The organism is Pseudomonas sp. GL_091, assembly GCF_057837725.1.
Genome location: NZ_CM174451.1, coordinates 3,725,954 through 3,741,667 on the forward strand (window position 1 = coordinate 3,725,954; position 15,714 = coordinate 3,741,667).

Sequence of the window (15,714 nt, forward strand, 5' to 3'; positions counted from 1 at the left end):
CTATGAACAATGCACCTCACTCCAGCGTCATCGTTACCGGTACCTCTTCCGGCATGGGCCAAGCCGTTGCACAACGTTTTCAGGATGAAGGCTGGCATGTCGTCGCCGTCGACGTGACGCCCAGCAAGCAAGCTGCCAGCGCCGTGTTCTCGCCGGTCGTCGGCGACATTACCCGCGAAGAAGCGCTGACCAGCGCCATCGATGCGGCCCTGGACGGCAAAGCACCGCTGCGTGCCATCGTCAATGCGGCGGGCATCTTCCCCACCTCGTCGCTGGAAAGCTACAGCGAGTCGCTGTACCGGAAAATCTTCGACATAAACGTACTAGGCTCATTGAATATCGCCCGCATCGGCACTCGCCACCTGAAAGCGGCCGGCGGCGGAGCCATCGTGTTCTTCGCTTCGGTCGATGCCTTTACCGTGTCGAAGAACCAGCTGCTATACAGCGCTTCGAAAGCTGCCGTGGTGGCAATGACCCGCTCGCTGGCCATCGAACTGGCCGACCACAATATCGTCGTGAACGCCTTGGCTCCAGGTTGGGTCGACACAGAAGGGACCCGTGCCGGCGGTCGAATCGAAGCCGCCATCGAGTCCATCCCGTTGAAACGCGCGGCACGCGTGGAAGAAATCGCCGACTGGGTCTGGCAGCTGAGCGCCAAACCTTCCTACATCACGGGCGAATCGCTGTGCATCGCCGGTGGTGTGTTCATGCGCTGACCTGAGCGCAGGCCCCACGCGCCAGACGTGGGCCTGCCCCCCTATTGACTGCTGCCTCACTACAAATATTAAAGAGGGCAATATCATGGGCGAATTAAACGCTACCGCGGTTCCCGGTTTTTCCAGCAACCGCGCCCCTGCCGAGCAATCGCGCAAGCGCCTGTCCAAAGCGGTCATCGGCGTGACCCTCGGCAACATGGTCGAATGGTTCGACTTTGCGCTGTATTCCTCGCTGGCGGGCATCATTGGCAAAACCTTTTTCCATGATGACAACCCCACCACTCAATTGATGGCGATCTACGCCACCTTCGCCGCCGGCTTTCTGATCCGTCCGCTAGGGAGCCTGATCTTCGGGCCCATCGGCGACAAATACGGCCGACGCACCGCGCTGTCTCTGAGCATTTCGCTGATGGCCATCGCGACCTTCGCCATTGCCTTCATTCCTGGCTATGCCAGCATCGGCGTGTTTGCACCCATTCTGCTGATTCTGATGAGGTTGCTGCAGGGCCTTTCCACCGGTGGCGAATACGGCGGTTCCTGCACCTTCATCGCTGAGCACGCCCCGGATAAACGCCGCGGCTTTTTCACCAGCTGGCTCGAATTCGGCAACATCTCCGGCTTCCTTCTCGGGGGGGCCGTGGTGAGTCTGTTTACCCTCGCGCTGGGTGAACAAGCCATGAGCGAATGGGGCTGGCGTGTACCTTTCGCTATCGGCGGTCTTCTCGGTCTGATTGCACTGTACCTGCGCCTGGGCCTCGAAGAAACGCCGGTGTTCAAGGAAATCCAGAAGAACGAAGCCCTGCAGAAAGCCTCCCCTGGCGAGAAGACCAGCCTCTTCAGCCTGATGGTCAACGAGTGGCCACAGTTGCTCAAGTGCATGGGCCTGGTGACCGTGTTCAACGTCACTTACTACATCGTGCTGGGCTACATCCCCGGCTACCTGGAAAACGTGCTCGGCTACAGCAACAGCTTCAGCCTTTCCCTGGGTTTGGCAGCCACCTTGTTCATGCTTGTGCTGATCCCGGTGTCCGGCCATCTGGCTGATCGGATCGGGCGTAACCGCATGATCATCTGCGGCTGTGTGCTGCTGATCGTGATGGCGTTTCCTTGCTTCCTGCTGCTGCATACCGGGCAAGTCGGCTTTTTGTTCGCCGCCTTGTTAACCCTGACCCTGGCCCAGTTGTTCTTTGAAGGCGCGATGCCGGCGACCCTGACGTCACTGTTCAGTGCTCGCGTGCGCTACAGCGCCCTAGCCATCAGCTACAACATTGCCGTGTCGCTCTTTGGCGGCACCGCCCCGCTGATCAACACTTGGCTGATCTCCACCACCGGCAATCAGATGATCCCGGCCTGGTACCTAATCGCCGGTGCCGTGGTCGGCCTGATATCGATCCTGTTCGTCAAGGATTCCACCGGTAAACCCCTCCCTAAATGAGACACGACATGACCAGCAAAACTGCATCGCGGCAAAACATTTCTTCGGGCGGCCAGTACGAATCCGTGTTCGGTTACTCCCGTGCCGTACGCGTGGGCAACCACCTGCACATTTCCGGCACGTGCGCATCGCCCGAATACGAACACAGCAATGCCTATGAACAGGCGCAAGCGATTCTCGCCACCGTGAAAAAAGTCCTGGCCGAAGCCGAGATGAGCGTTGAAGACGTGGTGCGCACCGTGGTGTACCTGCGCGATATCAACGACGCCGCGATTGTGGCCAAGGCCCACAGCGAAGTGTTCGACGGCATTCGCCCGGCCAGCAGCCTAATCCAGGTGGACTCGATGCTGCGACCTTGGCAGAAGGTCGAGATCGAAACCTACGCCATCGTTGCTGACTAAACGTTCACGCACCACCACAGAGGCCGCGACCCCTGTCGCGGCCTTTTTTTGACCTGTAAAAGGCTGAGCCCATCATGATCAAAGCTGCCGAGTTAGTTGTGAAGTGCCTCGAAAACGAGGGGGTGGAATACGTGTTCGGTATTCCTGGTGAAGAAAACCTTGATCTGCTGGACTCCCTGTCGCGTTCGTCCATCAAGTTGATCCTGACTCGCCACGAGCAACCCGCAGGCTTCATGGCCGCCACCTATGGCCGCCTGACCGGCAAGACCGGGGTGTGCCTGTCGACCCTCGGCCCGGGCGCGACCAATCTGGTGACGGCCAGTGCTTATGCTTATCTGGGTGGCATGCCGATGATGATGATCACCGGCCAAAAGCCCATCAAGAAATCCAAACAGGGTCGTTTCCAGATTCTCGACGTGTGCGCAATGATGGCGCCGCTGACCAAATACACCCACCAGCTGGCGTCTGCAGATAACATCCCCTCGCGCATCCGCGAAGCGATTCGTCTGGCCGAGGAAGAGAAGCCGGGCTCGGTGCACTTGGAACTCCCCGAAGACATTGCCGCCGAGTTCACCGAAAGCACACCCATTTCACCAAGCCTGAGCCGCCGCCCGGTGGCCGAACACAAGGCGATCAGCGCCGCCGTGGCCAAGCTCGAAACGGCACGCAGCCCGGTGCTGGTGATCGGTGCAGGTGCCAACCGCAAGATGACCGCACGGGTCTTGCGTCAACTGATCGAGAAAACCGGCATCCCGTTCATCACCACCCAGATGGGCAAGGGCGTGGTGGACGAGCGTCATCCGCGCTTCCTCGGTAATGCAGCGCTGTCGGCCGGCGACTTCGTCCATCGTGCCCTGGAGTCCGCCGACCTGATCGTCAACATCGGCCACGACGTCATCGAGAAGCCGCCCTTCTTCATGGTCCGCGGTGGTACCGAGGTGGTGCACATCAGCTTCCGTTCCGCCGAGGTTGACCCGGTGTACTTCCCGCAGATCGAAGTGGTGGGCGACATTGCCAATGCCATCTGGCAGATCAAGGAAAGCATCGAAGTGCAACCCACCTGGGACTTCGAACGCCTGCTGACCATCCGCGAAGCCAATGAGGCCCATGTCGCCGAAGGCAGCGACGATGCGCGCTTCCCGGTATACCCACAGCGCCTGGTGGCGGACTTGCGTTCGGTGCTGCCATCGGACGGCATCGTGGCGTTGGACAACGGCATCTACAAAATCTGGTTCGCCCGCAACTACAAGGCCTACATGCCCAACACCGTGCTGCTGGACAACGCCCTGGCGACCATGGGCGCCGGCTTGCCCTCGGCCATGGCCGCCCGCCTGGTGTACCCCGACACGCCGATCGTGGCGGTCTGCGGCGACGGCGGGTTCATGATGAACAGCCAGGAAATCGAAACCGCCGTGCGCCTGAACATGAACCTGGTGGTGATCATTCTGCGCGACGACGGCTACGGCATGATCCGCTGGAAACAGCAGCAGATGGGCTTCAATGACTTCGGCCTGGATTACGGCAACCCGGACTTCGTGCGCTACGCCCAGAGCTATGGCGCCCACGGCCACCGGGTGGAAAGCGCGGCAAGTTTCGCCCCGCTAGTCGCCGAGTGCCTGAAGATTCCCGGAGTGCACGTGATCGATTGCCCGGTGGACTATTCGGATAACGAACGCATTTTGCTCCACGACATCAAGACACTCAGCACCAGTATCTAACGATCAGCCTGGCATGCTGCGCGTGCCAGGCGCGATCCGACCGCAACCCTCTGTGACCACCTGGAGATCCACAATGACAACTTCCACCACGCCCTTGAATGTCAACGACAACGACTGGCTCGGCCTTGTCGGAAAAGTGTGCGTCGTCAACGGCGCTGCCAGCGGGATTGGTGCCGCTATCGCCACCGCCCTGGCGGAACTGGGCGCCGACGTCGCCCTGCTCGACCGCAATGCCCAGGGCTGCGAAACCCTGCAGCAATCGCTGTCACACCTTCCCGGACGCCGGCTCAGCGTGGGCTGCGACATTGCCGACGAATCCCAGGTCAAGGCAGCGGCCAAATCCGTTGCCCGCGAGTTCGGTGTCTGTGATGCATTGGTGAATGCCGCCGGTATTCTGCGCTCGGCCAACCTGGCGGATATTGAACTGGCCGACTGGAATGCGCTGTTGTCGGTCAACCTCAACGGCTACTTGCTGTGCGCCCGCGAATTCGGCCGGCAGATGCGCGATGCAGGCAGGGGCAGCATCGTGCACATCAGCTCGATCGCCGCACACAATCCCCAACCCTATAGTGGCGCCTATACGCCGAGCAAGGCTGCAGTGTCGGCACTCTCTCAACAACTGGCCGTGGAATGGGGCCCGCATGGGGTGCGCAGTAACTGCGTGGCACCGGGGATGATCCGCACCGCCCTGACCGCGGCCTACTACGATCACCCGGGTATCACTGAAGCTCGCGAAGGCTTCACCGCCACCCGCCGCATCGGCACCCCCGAGGACATTGCCAACGCGGTGCTGTTCCTGCTCAGTGAACGCTCTTCCTACATCACTGGCAGCGAAGTCGAAGTGAACGGCGGCCTGTCGTGCATGCTGATGGGCAAAATCCCGCGGCCCGGTTTCACCGCCAACGGTCAATAACCCTTAGAAGAGATCGCAGCCTCTAATCGCTATCCGACAACAACCCCAACGCCTTCCGCGCCTGGGCAATGGACGCCGGCGCAACGCCGGCGAACAGGTTCGCAGTGCTTTTCACCAACCCCGTGCACTGGGCAATGCCCACCATCGCCTCAAGGTACTTGAGCGCTACCGTCGACGAATCCACCACTGGCACATCCGTGCCCTGCACCTGCCGATAACCGGCACGGCGCAGCAGCGGGCCGTAGTAGGCACACCCCACCAGAATCACATCCGCGCCTTCGGCAATGCATTGCCGCGCCACGGCTTCCAGCCTCGGAATAAAACGCTCGGCCGGTGAGTGCGTGGCTTCCAGCAACAACTGAATATCCGAAAACGGCTGGATCGAGCGCACCGGTTGGCGAATGCAACGCTCAGTCAGGCCATAGCCAATGATGTCTCGTTCGATAGCCACTGCGGTTTTCTCCGACACCGTGATCACCGCAAAGCGCTGCCCCATGGCGAGCGCCGCCAGCATCGACTGCTCGCCCACCGAGGCCACGGGAATGTCGAGCATTTCCCGGGTTTCCCATAGCGGATCATTCCAGCAACCGAGGAAGACGCCGTCGTAACCGTCGGCCTGGGCCTTGATCGCGGCCTCCACCATCAATACCGAGTTCAGATGTTCGGCGTAGAGCGAACGGGTGAAGCCACCGCTGTTGTCAAGGAAGCGGAAATCGAGCTGCGTGCCTTGCGCCAGAGCGCCGCCGACCGTGTCATGGATGGTATTCCACAACGGTTCGAGGGCCAAATTACGGCCCGTGGGGTGAATCCAGCAAAGCTTCATGGATGGACATTCCGGGGGGAGAAAAAACCGGCGAAACGGGTCGCCGGTTGGGAGAGTGACGATGCTCAGGGCATCGGTTTGCCGGTGCGGTCTTCGACCATCAGCACCGCGATCAGCCCCACGACGGCGGCGGCGATCAGGTAGTACGCCGGGATCATCGTGTTGCCGGTCTCACCGATCAGCCAGGTATTGATCAGCGGAGCGGTACCGCCGAACAGCGACACAGACAGGTTGTAGCTCAGTGCCAGAGCACTGAAACGCACAGGTGCCTTGAACAGCGACACCAGCGTCGCACCCATCGCCCCTTCGAACAGCAATTGGGCGACCAGCAGGCCCAGCACCGCGATGTAGACCAGCACCACGTTGTGGGTCTGCAACATGGTGAAGGCCGGGATCGAGAAGACGATCAGCAGGATGCAACCCAGTGCGATCAGCCGGTTGCGTCCCACTTTATCGGCGAGCAGTCCGGAGAATGGCACCAGCAACAACATGCTCAGGGTACCCACCATCCCCAGCACACTGCCAAAACTGCTGGAGTAGCCCAACTCGTTGGTCAGATAGCCCGGGATGTAGCCCAGCACGACGTAGTAGCAGACGTTATAAATGGCAACCAGGCCCATGCACTTGACCAGCTGTGGCCACTCTTCAACGAGCATGGACGTGATGCTGCGCTTGTTTGCCACCTGCTTGAGTTCGTTCTCCTGCATCTCCTTGAAAATCGGGGTTTCTTCCAGGTTCAAGCGCAGGTACAGGGCGATCATGCCCAGCAGGCCACCGATGACGAAGGGAATCCGCCAGCCCCAGGCCCGCATGGTTTCTTCACCCAACGCGAGCATCAACGCACTGACCACGGCGCCACCGAGCAGGAAGCCGGAAAGTATCCCGACCTCCAGCCAACTGGTGAGAAAACTGCGGCTCTTGTCCGGGGCGTGTTCGGCAATGAAGATCACCGAGCCACCATACTCACCGCCAGTGGACAGTCCCTGGAGCATGCGCATGGCCACCAGCAGCACCGGCGCCATGATGCCAATGCTTTCGTATGAGGGGATCAGCGCGATGCAAAAGGTTGCCACCGCCATCAAGGCGATGCTTAGCGTCAGCGCCGCACGACGTCCGTAACGGTCGCCGATGGGGCCGAACACCAGGCTGCCCAGTGGCCGCATCAGAAAGCCTGCGGCGAAGGTGGCGTAGATGGCGATCAGTTGGGTCGTGCGACTTTCACTGTGGAAGAAGATGTCACCGATCATCACTGCCATCGACGAGTATAGGGCGAAGTCGAACCATTCCACCATGTTGCCAAGGGTGACGCCCAGCACCGCCTTGTTCAGCGGATTGCTCTTTGCCTTGGCTACCGGTGTCGACTGCGGGTCGCTGCCCGCGTGCCCTTCGATAATGCCGGGTGCTGCTGTAGAAATACCGTTCATGGTGCACGCCTCTGAAATTATTGTAATACGTGGCAGAGTGGTGGACGGGCGCCATCAACCCACTGCAACTCTGCGGCCGGAACAGCAGGATCGAGTCTTGGCTGCGATCTTCTGCTGAGTGTTCGGCCCGTTGAAACTAGTGTGATCGGAGCCCGTGGCGCATTGTTGCGCTCTTTCAACGGAGGGATGAACAGGGTGTTCCCAGTGCCTTGTATAGGGAATGCCTATACCTGACAAAGCAGCCAATCCGCATGAAGGATGTAGTGTTAAAGGGCGAAGGAAATAGCAGGGATTAGATCCCTGGGAGAAGAGTGATCGGTCCTGCTGGCGTGCTGACTGACTCCGGGACTGAAGAGGTAAAGCGAACCGACCCTGTCATTGCCCCTTCGTGAGGGAGCTCAAGGCTCTACGCGATGAGGCCTGGGTCATTTCACCGACATCCCCGCGGTCATGTTCTGCTGCAGATAGGCCAGGAAGCGGCGCTGGAACAGCGACCCACGAATCGCCGCCAAAGCGATCCCGGTAGCCGCTGCCTGGCACGGGCGTTTGCTGGTGCTCGACCGCGAATGCGCTGCCGAATCCACCGGCCACGGCTGGCCCCTGCCACAACTCAAACACGGCGGCCCGGGTCGTGCCGGCGGTGGAGAGGAACTCGGCGGTCTGCGAGCGGTGAAGCACTACCTGCAACGCGCAGCGGTGCAAGGCTCGCCAAGCATGTTGGCGGCGGTTACCGGCGAACACGTGCGTGGCGCCAAAATGATCGAAACCGAAGTGCATCCGTTCCGTCGGTTCTTCCAGAACCTGCAGATTGGCGAATCGCTGCTGACCCATCGTCGCACCGTGACCGAGGCCGATCTGGTGAACTTCGGTTGCCTGTCCGGCGATCACTTCTACATACACTTCGACGACATCGCTGCCAAGGAATCACAATTTGGCAAGCGCATCGCCCACGGTTACTTCGTGCTGTCAGCCGCCGCCGGCCTGTTCGTTTCCCCCGCACCCGGTCCGGTACTGGCCAACTACGGCCTCGACACCCTGCGCTTTATCAACCCGGTCGGCATCGGCGACACCATCCAGGCCCGCCTGACCTGCAAGCGCAAAATCGACCAGGGCAAGAAGAGCCCCCAAGGCATTCCTCAAGGTGTGGTGGCCTGGGACGTGGAAGTGACCAATCAACTGGGAGAACTGGTAGCCAGTTATGACATTTTGACCTTGGTCGTGAAGCGCGAGGAGTAATCTGGCTTAAAAGCCTCGAGCGACCAAGCCCGCTTTCGCAACGCCCGCACAGGCGGGGACTGTCAGAAAGCGGGCGTGTCAAAAGGCTTCAGTTCGCGCAAGCCACCGGCATGCGCCACAACCCGTGCTGTGACCTGAAATTCGCGATGAACAAAGATGACAGATTGCATGTACACATTGCCTGGACGGGCGGTGTGCTTCTTCAAAGGCTCTCAGGGTCGCCGAAGAACCCTGCGCGTGCCTGCGTCACTCCAGTAACGGTTCATCAAACTGGCAAGAAAGCCTCCGATAACGCCCAGTGACAAGGCGATGGCCAGGTCTACCAACGTAGAGAGCGAGGGCGGCAGTCGTGACGCGAAGTAGCAAACAGTACCCAGAAAGTAGCCCAGTACGTTATTGAAAACTGGCAGCCATTTCAGAGACAAAACCACCAGCGTCACTACTAACGCTACGGGGATGACGGTCAACGTGCCCAAGATGGAGGCCATGGCCTCACTCGCCAACCCGGCCGTAATACCGAGTATCAGCCCTCCCAGAACGCAGCCCCAATTAACTATCCCCTCGCACGCGGAATGTCCACGGGTAAAAAAAGTAATCCAGCCGATAAACATCGCCCACACAGGCACATCAATCAGCAGTGCACACATCGTGGCGATGAGACAGGCCAAGACCGACTCACCCACGATCGCCTTTATGGGATTCATCGTTACAGGAAGGCGCATCACGATCGTTCCTCGTCGCCAGTTAAAGTGACAATGTTCATTGGACTAAAGAGCACAACAGCCACGTGCATGGATGCGCCAAACACATGGCCGTCGGTCTCGCTAACCGCCATCAAACAGATGAAAGCACCCTGGCCCCATCAAAAGATTTGTATCGGATAATCCACAAATACGCGTAACTCGTTGCCACTGCTGTTGTAGTCAGAAGACTTGTTCGATACGCGCAAGATCGAGCTACGTAGCTTTACACTCAGGTTTTTTGCCGGCCCGCTTTGCACCACGTACTTGAACTGATTGAAAATTTCGCGCTCGCTACCGTCCGAACTATTGGCTGTCGAAATATTATCGCCCCTCACATAAGCCACATTGTAAGTAAGGCCCGCGACACCGAACGGGGCAAAATCAAGCCCATAGGCTAACTGCCAGCTGCGCTCGTCCTCGCCGTTGAAATCCGACCAATAGGAGTTAGCCAACGCGACGGTATTGCCACCATCCCCTACCCCACCACCACTCTGATAGCCGCCATAGGGATAACCCAGGTTGCTGTCGCCGGTACTACGTTGGTGTGCGACCGTGAACGAATGCGGGCCTGTAGCAAAGGTGGCGGACAAACTCCAGATCTTGTTGTCGTCACCGTCGACGCCGCTTTGGCGGCCGTAGGAATCCTCCAGTTTCGTGCGGTAGCCGTTGAAGTCGAAGGCCAAGGACTGATTGGGGTTCAGCGCAAAACCGTAATTCAGGTTCACGTATTGTTTCTTCAGCACGTCTTCCACGTCGGAAGCGTAAAGCGCAGCCTTGAATCGTTCAGTGAATTGGTAGCTGCCGCCCAACACATCGATCGCCTTCAAGCCACCGCTGTCACGACCTTGCGCGCTCTTGCGCGATTCGGCAGTGAACCGCCCGGCATTCAGCTCAAGCCCCTGGATCTCCCTGGAGGTGATCAAGGTGCCTGTATAGCTTTCTGGAAGCAGCCTTGAGTTGTTGTAGTTCAGAACAGGGAGACTCGGCATCTGGTCCCCAACGACCAGTACCGTGCTGGAGACGCGGAATTTGATCGCCGCCCCGCCCTTTGACAGGGTGTCCGCCGCCTCCCCACTGTCGCCTTTTTTGAAGAAGTCGATGCCGCCCGCGCCGCTGCGACCTTTGCCGCCATCCAGTCGAAGTGCATACAGGCCGAAGGCGTCCACGCCCACACCGACTGTGCCTTGAGTGAAGCCGGACGAAAATGTACCGATGGCCGCCTGGCCCCATTCAGCCTTATCCGGATTGCCATTTTTGTAGTCACGGTTGATATAGGCATTGCGCAGTAACACGTTGAGATGGCTGTCCTCAACAAAGCCTTTAGCCCCCTCTTGATCACCCGCCACCGCGTGCGCCGCAATGACGAACCCTGCCGCAACCAAACAAGCCTGCTTCTTCAACATTTTATTTTCCTTATTATTAAGTTGACATTTTTCAACCCATGCGCGCGCAAACAACCACTCCACCGCACTTCTCTACCTGTTGTAGAGGTGCTGTAGAAACACGAATAGCGGGAACAGCGCTGCGCAGCCTTCATCGAAACAATGAAAGCAATCAATATTGTTTAAACACCACTGGAACAATCAGGAAGTAACACAACTACCACAACGACTCACTGAAAAAACCGAAGGCTGGCTTATCCTGTATCGGGATAAGCCAGCCCACTACACGCCGCTGCGATTTAAGCTCCAGTGCCCTGAGAATCGTTTTCCTGCAATGCACGAATGTGCATATATACCGTATTCTTCGAAACGCCTAACACTTCTGCCACCGCGATCACGGCCCCTTTCAACTTGAAAACACCTTGTTCCTCAAGAATGGCTATAAGCGTTTTATTGTAAGCAGTGGGCGACGCCAGCGTCATTTCAGCGATTCTCTTCTTCGCCGCCTCCAGCGCCGTCATGATCGTATCTTGTACATCCACTGCAAAATTTTCAGAAACGCCATTGCTGATCGCTGTGCCCACCTGCACGAAATTAGCGAGTATGTCCTGCAGAGGTGTATTCAAGTGAAAGTTGATGCACAATAATCCAATGGGGAGATTATGGGTGCCCCGGATAATGATGGTCGTGGACTTCAAAGGTTCTCCCTTTCGGGTTTTCCCAAAATAGCTGATCCCTTCAGCCCCCTCTTCATCATTGATTTTCGCCAGCATGCCCAGCGCTAGGTCGGTAATCGGAGCACCGGCCATTCGGCCTGTATGATGACCGTTAATAATCTTGATCACGGATGAATCGAGATTTTCCAAACTATGCAGCACAAACTCATAGCCACCACCCAGGTATTCAGCAAGCCCATCCAGAACTTTCGCGTGAGACTGTAAAATAACCAGGTCAGCGGCTGTCAACTTAACTTGACCCGTACCTGCTTTTGTTTTTTTATTCGTCGACATAACCTAGTTACAGACTCCGCGCAGTAAAATTAATAGGCTTGAAATGCCGACAGTATACGATTCAAGCCCTCAGTCAAGGTAGCTTGCGGACAGGCCAGGTTAATCCGAACGTGGCCCTCGCCTCCCTGGCCCAGCAGGTGGCCAGAGGTCACGACAATATTGGCACGCTCCTCAAAGAAATCCTGCAACTGGCTACGCGTCAACTTCCATCCGGAACAATCAATCCAGGCAAAATAGGTTGACTCCGGCCGGCAAACGTACAGGTCGGGAAAGTGTTTGCCGAAGAACTCGTACAGACACTCGAAATTGGCGCTCACATGCTCCATGAGCTCCGAGCGCCAGAGATCGCATTCCCTGAACGCGGTTTCGGTGGCGACTTGACCAAATATCGATCCCCCGTAATACATATTGCTGCGCCGTTGCTCCTCGGCGACGCGCTGCCTGATAGCCTCGCTCTCGGTCACGATAAGCGAATGCTTGAGCCCCGTAAGATTGAACGTCTTGCTGGCAGACAGGAGCGTGACCGTATTCAAGGACGCACTGGCAGAGACCGCTGCCATCGGCGTAAAACGCACCCCACCATAAAGCAGGCCGTTGTAGATCTCATCCGAGATGACACGGATACCGTGGCGACTGCAGATGTCGTGCAATCGGCTGAGTTCTTCAATGCTCCAAACCCGCCCGACGGGATTATGGGGGTTACACAACAACAGGATCCTGGTCTTTTCCGTGATCACCCGCTCAAGCTGTTCAAAATCGAAGCGATAGGTCTCACCATCAAAGAACAACGGGTTGGCAACTGCCACGCGCTTGTTCGCACTGATCAGCTCGGCAAAAATGTGATGCACCGGTGGCTGGAATATCACTTCATCACCGGGCTCGCTCAACGCGTCCATCACCGGTTGCATAGAGGCATACACCCCCGTCGAACACTGGATCCACTCGGGTTTGATAGGCCACTTGAAGTTACGATCCAAGTAGCCCACCACCGCCTCATAGTAAGCGTGTTGCTTATACGGGTAGCCAAAGTGGCCTTTTTGAGCGGTCTCGACTAACGCTGACACCACTTCCGGCGGGCTGGCAAAATCCATGTCCGCAGTGCCAAATGCCAACAATGTGTCACGCCCCTTTCGCTCGAACTCAAATTCCCATTTCGAGCGACTCAGGCCAGTAGGATTAATCGGTGTCGCAAAATCGTAGTGCTTGTTCATTTTTCACGTCTCTTTTTAAACAGCTGCTGCGCGCAATACCAAGGGACGGATTTTTTGCTCGCGACGAAACACACCAATTCCCAGATAGCCGCAGATAACTGAAATCACAGGGGTCATGTAGGCGATGAACGTGTAGGGGCCATAATCAAGCATGCTGACACCCAGCACCGAAGCATAGAACACCGCGGAAACGTCCCAGGGGATCACTGCTCCCACCATGGTTCCGCTGTCTTCCATGGTTCTGGACAGTACGCTGGAGTGTACATCCCGATCCTCGAACGCTTGACGGAATGCCACGCCCGGCAACGTGAGTGTGCAGTACTGACCCGCACCGCCCAACATCAAGGCAAGGCACGCAACGGTCGTCGACAAAATCAGCCCGCCGATGCTGGTGGCATGTCGCAGCAGGCCGTTCATCAAGACTGACAGGATGCCCTGACGATCCAGAATCCCGCTGATAATGCCCGCACACAGGCACAGGTAAACGGTGAATGCCATGCTGAGCGCACCGCCCCTGGTTAGCAGCTTATCCACCGCTTCAAGACCGGTCTTGCTGACAAAGCCATTCATGCCACTGGAAAGCACATGGGAAAAACCGGAGCCCTGGAACACCAGCGCACAGACGATCCCCAGCACGATGCCACCGACGAATACCGGAATCGCAGGCTTACGTAGTGCACTGAACACCAGTACAAACAGGGGCGGTGCGAGCAACAGCGGATTAATGGTGAAATGTTCTTTCAAACCATCGGTCAACATCAAGACGGTATGGATATCGGATGAAGTAGCGGCGTGCACATGGCCCAAGTAGGTAAACAACACCAAGCTAATCACGGTGGCAGGTATCGTGGTATTCATCATCGATAAAATATGATCAATGAGATTGGTACCGGTACTCGCAGCCGTCAGAATTGTCGTTGACGAAATGGGTGAAAGTTTCTCCCCGACCAAGGCACCGGAAATAATCGCACCGGCAGTAATACCCAGAGGAATTCCCAAACCTTCGGATACGCCCATCAATGCCAGCCCGACAGTGCCTGCTGTCCCCCAGGACGTACCGGTGGTCAGGCACGTCAGAAGACAAACCAGAAAAGTCAGCGGAAGAAAGTAGGCAGGGTTAATCAGTTTTATACCGTAGTACAACAGGGTAGGAACACTGCCGGCCTCAATCCACACCGCTATCATGATCCCGACAAGAATCATCATGAAGGTCGCCGGAAAAACCCGGTTTACCCCTTGCAAGGCGGACGTCTGAATATCGGCCCACTTATAGCCCAAGTACACACTGAACAAACTGCTGATACACACAGCCGCCATTAATGCCATGACGATGGGGACATCATTCATCACCAGCGAGATGACACACCCCAGCGGCAAGAAAAACCCTGCCGCCGCTTTAGTTAATGTCATCGACTGCTGTGTAACGGGCGCATCAGAACTATTACGCATACGTTCACCTGTTTTTATATTGTATTTATAATTTAAGCGGCTACTAATTGCGGCTGCTCTCAATCAAGAACGGCAATTGCCTCGATCTCAACGAGCACACCTTTTGGCAACGCCTTTGCAGCGATACAGGATCGGGCGGGCTTTGAAACAAAGTACTGTTCGTAAAGCGCATTGAAAACTGCGAAGTCGGACATATCGCTGAGGAAGCACGTGGTCTTGATCACGCTGGCGTAGCTGATGCCTGCTTCCGTGAGGATGGCCTCCATGTTCTTCATCACCTGGAGCGCCTGATCTTGAATCTCATTGCCCACGACCTCATTGGTCACAGGGTCCAGGGGAATCTGCCCGGAAATGAAAAGCAGGTTACCGTGAGCCTTCGCTTGTGAATAAGGACCAATTGCTGCTGGGGCCAAAGGGGTATTGATGGTTTGCAAAATCCGGACTCCTGAAAACACTCATGCCAAGGGGGAAGATGGCTTGAGCGAATCTTAGACTGAAATTTTGTTTACCGGCAATACTTTCTTTCACAAACCTGGAAGATTACCGTCACGCCATTCCGGACGAAGCAAGACTGTGTTGCTTCGGGACCGTTGAGCCTGTGTGAAACGGCCCCACCTGAAACCCGCCAATCTCTGGCGGGTTTTTTTGAACCTTTACCACCTGGTGTAGCCCCTAAGCTATGGAGCATTGCCACGCATTCTGAGAAATGGGAACGCTCGATCACAGGAGGAATGACCATGATTGACGAATCGAAAATCCGGCAAAGAGCTTATGAATTGTGGGAAAGGGATGCTCGTCCGGATGGCGCTGAAGAACATTATTGGCTGCTCGCTCGAGAACAGCTCGAGAACGAAGGACAGCCGTCTGCTTCCGACCCTGTTGAACCCGCCTCTGGCGAATGGGAAAGCGGCTCAGACGAACCCACGCAGCAGGCTGAAGGTGGCGAAAAAGCTGACGAGGATGACTGGCCGGCAAAAGGTGAAGCCGCCCGCTACTCAGGCGCGTAGTTTGTGCGCTGATGATCACCTGGCTCTTCATTCAGGCGAGGGAATGAAGAGCTTTTGATTTATCCCGGTACCGTCAGACAATCTGACGAATCAGCCAGCACAAAAATGAATGAGAGTTCGGCCCCGCGCCGGGCTTTTCCGTTCTACCAACGAACGATCGGGCTTTTTCGTATTGCTCGTCAATGACGGTGTATCGGGTTCAAGGCAACAACACGAACGGCCTGCGCGGCGATCAAAATGCGCCCC

At 57.1% G+C, this 15,714-nt stretch carries 14 protein-coding genes and 1 pseudogene; 7 read left to right on the plus strand and 8 right to left on the minus strand.

Features of this window, described 5'->3' with window-relative positions; translation table 11 throughout:
• Positions 1-2: 2 nt before the first annotated feature.
• The 5 genes from AC3ITY_RS16965 to AC3ITY_RS16985 all read left to right on the plus strand — a co-directional run bounded on the left by AC3ITY_RS16965 (position 3) and on the right by AC3ITY_RS16985 (position 5,183).
• Entirely contained in the window at positions 3-716 is a 714-nt protein-coding gene (locus AC3ITY_RS16965) for an SDR family NAD(P)-dependent oxidoreductase (protein WP_401358575.1), read from the plus strand.
• 85 nt (positions 717-801) lie between these two features.
• Positions 802-2,151 (plus strand): MFS transporter, encoded by a 1,350-nt coding sequence (locus AC3ITY_RS16970; RefSeq protein WP_489303811.1) that lies wholly within the window; start codon positions 802-804, stop codon positions 2,149-2,151.
• 8 nt (positions 2,152-2,159) lie between these two features.
• Positions 2,160-2,552 (plus strand): Rid family hydrolase, encoded by a 393-nt coding sequence (locus AC3ITY_RS16975; RefSeq protein ID WP_489303813.1) that lies wholly within the window; start codon positions 2,160-2,162, stop codon positions 2,550-2,552.
• A 74-nt stretch (positions 2,553-2,626) separates the two neighbouring features.
• A complete protein-coding gene (locus AC3ITY_RS16980; RefSeq protein WP_489303815.1) occupies positions 2,627-4,270 on the plus strand; it encodes an acetolactate synthase large subunit in 1,644 nt (547 codons plus the stop codon).
• A gap of 73 nt (positions 4,271-4,343) precedes the next feature.
• Positions 4,344-5,183 (plus strand): SDR family NAD(P)-dependent oxidoreductase, encoded by an 840-nt coding sequence (locus AC3ITY_RS16985; protein ID WP_489303817.1) that lies wholly within the window; start codon positions 4,344-4,346, stop codon positions 5,181-5,183.
• Positions 5,184-5,205: 22 nt separating this feature from the next.
• On the opposite strand, the gene AC3ITY_RS16990 is transcribed toward AC3ITY_RS16985, so the two are convergent.
• Positions 5,206-6,006, minus strand: a complete 801-nt coding sequence (locus tag AC3ITY_RS16990) for an aspartate/glutamate racemase family protein (RefSeq protein ID WP_489303819.1) — start codon at positions 6,004-6,006, stop codon at positions 5,206-5,208.
• A 65-nt stretch (positions 6,007-6,071) separates the two neighbouring features.
• Positions 6,072-7,430 (minus strand): MFS transporter, encoded by a 1,359-nt coding sequence (locus AC3ITY_RS16995; protein WP_489303821.1) that lies wholly within the window; start codon positions 7,428-7,430, stop codon positions 6,072-6,074.
• Positions 7,431-7,922: 492 nt separating this feature from the next.
• Between AC3ITY_RS16995 and AC3ITY_RS17000 the strand changes: the two are divergent.
• Positions 7,923-8,666: pseudogene (locus AC3ITY_RS17000) on the plus strand (MaoC/PaaZ C-terminal domain-containing protein); the annotation flags it as partial.
• Between the two features lie 212 nt (positions 8,667-8,878).
• Here AC3ITY_RS17000 and AC3ITY_RS17005 read toward each other — a convergent pair.
• The 6 genes from AC3ITY_RS17005 to AC3ITY_RS17030 form a co-directional block, all read right to left on the minus strand.
• On the minus strand, positions 8,879-9,388 hold the full coding sequence (locus AC3ITY_RS17005; RefSeq protein ID WP_489303823.1) for a DUF1097 domain-containing protein: 510 nt from the start codon (positions 9,386-9,388) through the stop codon (positions 8,879-8,881).
• Between the two features lie 140 nt (positions 9,389-9,528).
• Positions 9,529-10,812, minus strand: a complete 1,284-nt coding sequence (locus AC3ITY_RS17010) for an OprD family porin (RefSeq protein WP_489303825.1) — start codon at positions 10,810-10,812, stop codon at positions 9,529-9,531.
• Between the two features lie 278 nt (positions 10,813-11,090).
• The gene (locus AC3ITY_RS17015) at positions 11,091-11,801 is read right to left on the minus strand and encodes a helix-turn-helix transcriptional regulator (RefSeq protein WP_489303827.1); all 711 of its coding nucleotides are present in this window, start codon (positions 11,799-11,801) and stop codon (positions 11,091-11,093) included.
• Between the two features lie 29 nt (positions 11,802-11,830).
• Positions 11,831-13,012: a MalY/PatB family protein gene (locus tag AC3ITY_RS17020; RefSeq protein WP_489303829.1), complete on the minus strand. Its 1,182-nt coding sequence runs from the start codon at positions 13,010-13,012 to the stop codon at positions 11,831-11,833.
• Between the two features lie 15 nt (positions 13,013-13,027).
• Entirely contained in the window at positions 13,028-14,461 is a 1,434-nt protein-coding gene (gene nhaC, locus AC3ITY_RS17025) for a Na+/H+ antiporter NhaC (RefSeq protein WP_489303831.1), read from the minus strand.
• Between the two features lie 59 nt (positions 14,462-14,520).
• Complete coding sequence (locus AC3ITY_RS17030) at positions 14,521-14,895, minus strand: RidA family protein (protein ID WP_489303833.1); 375 nt, start codon at positions 14,893-14,895, stop codon at positions 14,521-14,523.
• A 303-nt stretch (positions 14,896-15,198) separates the two neighbouring features.
• Here AC3ITY_RS17030 and AC3ITY_RS17035 point away from each other — a divergent pair, with 303 nt between their 5' ends.
• Positions 15,199-15,468, plus strand: coding sequence for a DUF2934 domain-containing protein (locus AC3ITY_RS17035; protein WP_489303835.1), 270 nt, complete (start codon positions 15,199-15,201; stop codon positions 15,466-15,468).
• Positions 15,469-15,714: the final 246 nt, after the last annotated feature.

Excerpts from the sequence above, each read along its gene's own strand:
- nhaC (WP_489303831.1), bottom strand. The coding sequence starts at position 14,461 with ATGCGTAATAGTTCTGATGCGCCCGTTACACAGCAGTCGATGACATTA.
- AC3ITY_RS16995 (WP_489303821.1), bottom strand. The coding sequence starts at position 7,430 with ATGAACGGTATTTCTACAGCAGCACCCGGCATTATCGAAGGGCACGCG.
- AC3ITY_RS17035 (WP_489303835.1), top strand. The coding sequence starts at position 15,199 with ATGATTGACGAATCGAAAATCCGGCAAAGAGCTTATGAATTGTGGGAA.
- AC3ITY_RS16965 (WP_401358575.1), top strand. The coding sequence starts at position 3 with ATGAACAATGCACCTCACTCCAGCGTCATCGTTACCGGTACCTCTTCC.
- AC3ITY_RS16980 (WP_489303815.1), top strand. The coding sequence starts at position 2,627 with ATGATCAAAGCTGCCGAGTTAGTTGTGAAGTGCCTCGAAAACGAGGGG.
- AC3ITY_RS16985 (WP_489303817.1), top strand. The coding sequence starts at position 4,344 with ATGACAACTTCCACCACGCCCTTGAATGTCAACGACAACGACTGGCTC.
- AC3ITY_RS17010 (WP_489303825.1), bottom strand. The coding sequence starts at position 10,812 with ATGTTGAAGAAGCAGGCTTGTTTGGTTGCGGCAGGGTTCGTCATTGCG.
- AC3ITY_RS17005 (WP_489303823.1), bottom strand. The coding sequence starts at position 9,388 with ATGCGCCTTCCTGTAACGATGAATCCCATAAAGGCGATCGTGGGTGAG.
- AC3ITY_RS17015 (WP_489303827.1), bottom strand. The coding sequence starts at position 11,801 with ATGTCGACGAATAAAAAAACAAAAGCAGGTACGGGTCAAGTTAAGTTG.
- AC3ITY_RS16990 (WP_489303819.1), bottom strand. The coding sequence starts at position 6,006 with ATGAAGCTTTGCTGGATTCACCCCACGGGCCGTAATTTGGCCCTCGAA.
- AC3ITY_RS16975 (WP_489303813.1), top strand. The coding sequence starts at position 2,160 with ATGACCAGCAAAACTGCATCGCGGCAAAACATTTCTTCGGGCGGCCAG.
- AC3ITY_RS16970 (WP_489303811.1), top strand. The coding sequence starts at position 802 with ATGGGCGAATTAAACGCTACCGCGGTTCCCGGTTTTTCCAGCAACCGC.
- AC3ITY_RS17020 (WP_489303829.1), bottom strand. The coding sequence starts at position 13,012 with ATGAACAAGCACTACGATTTTGCGACACCGATTAATCCTACTGGCCTG.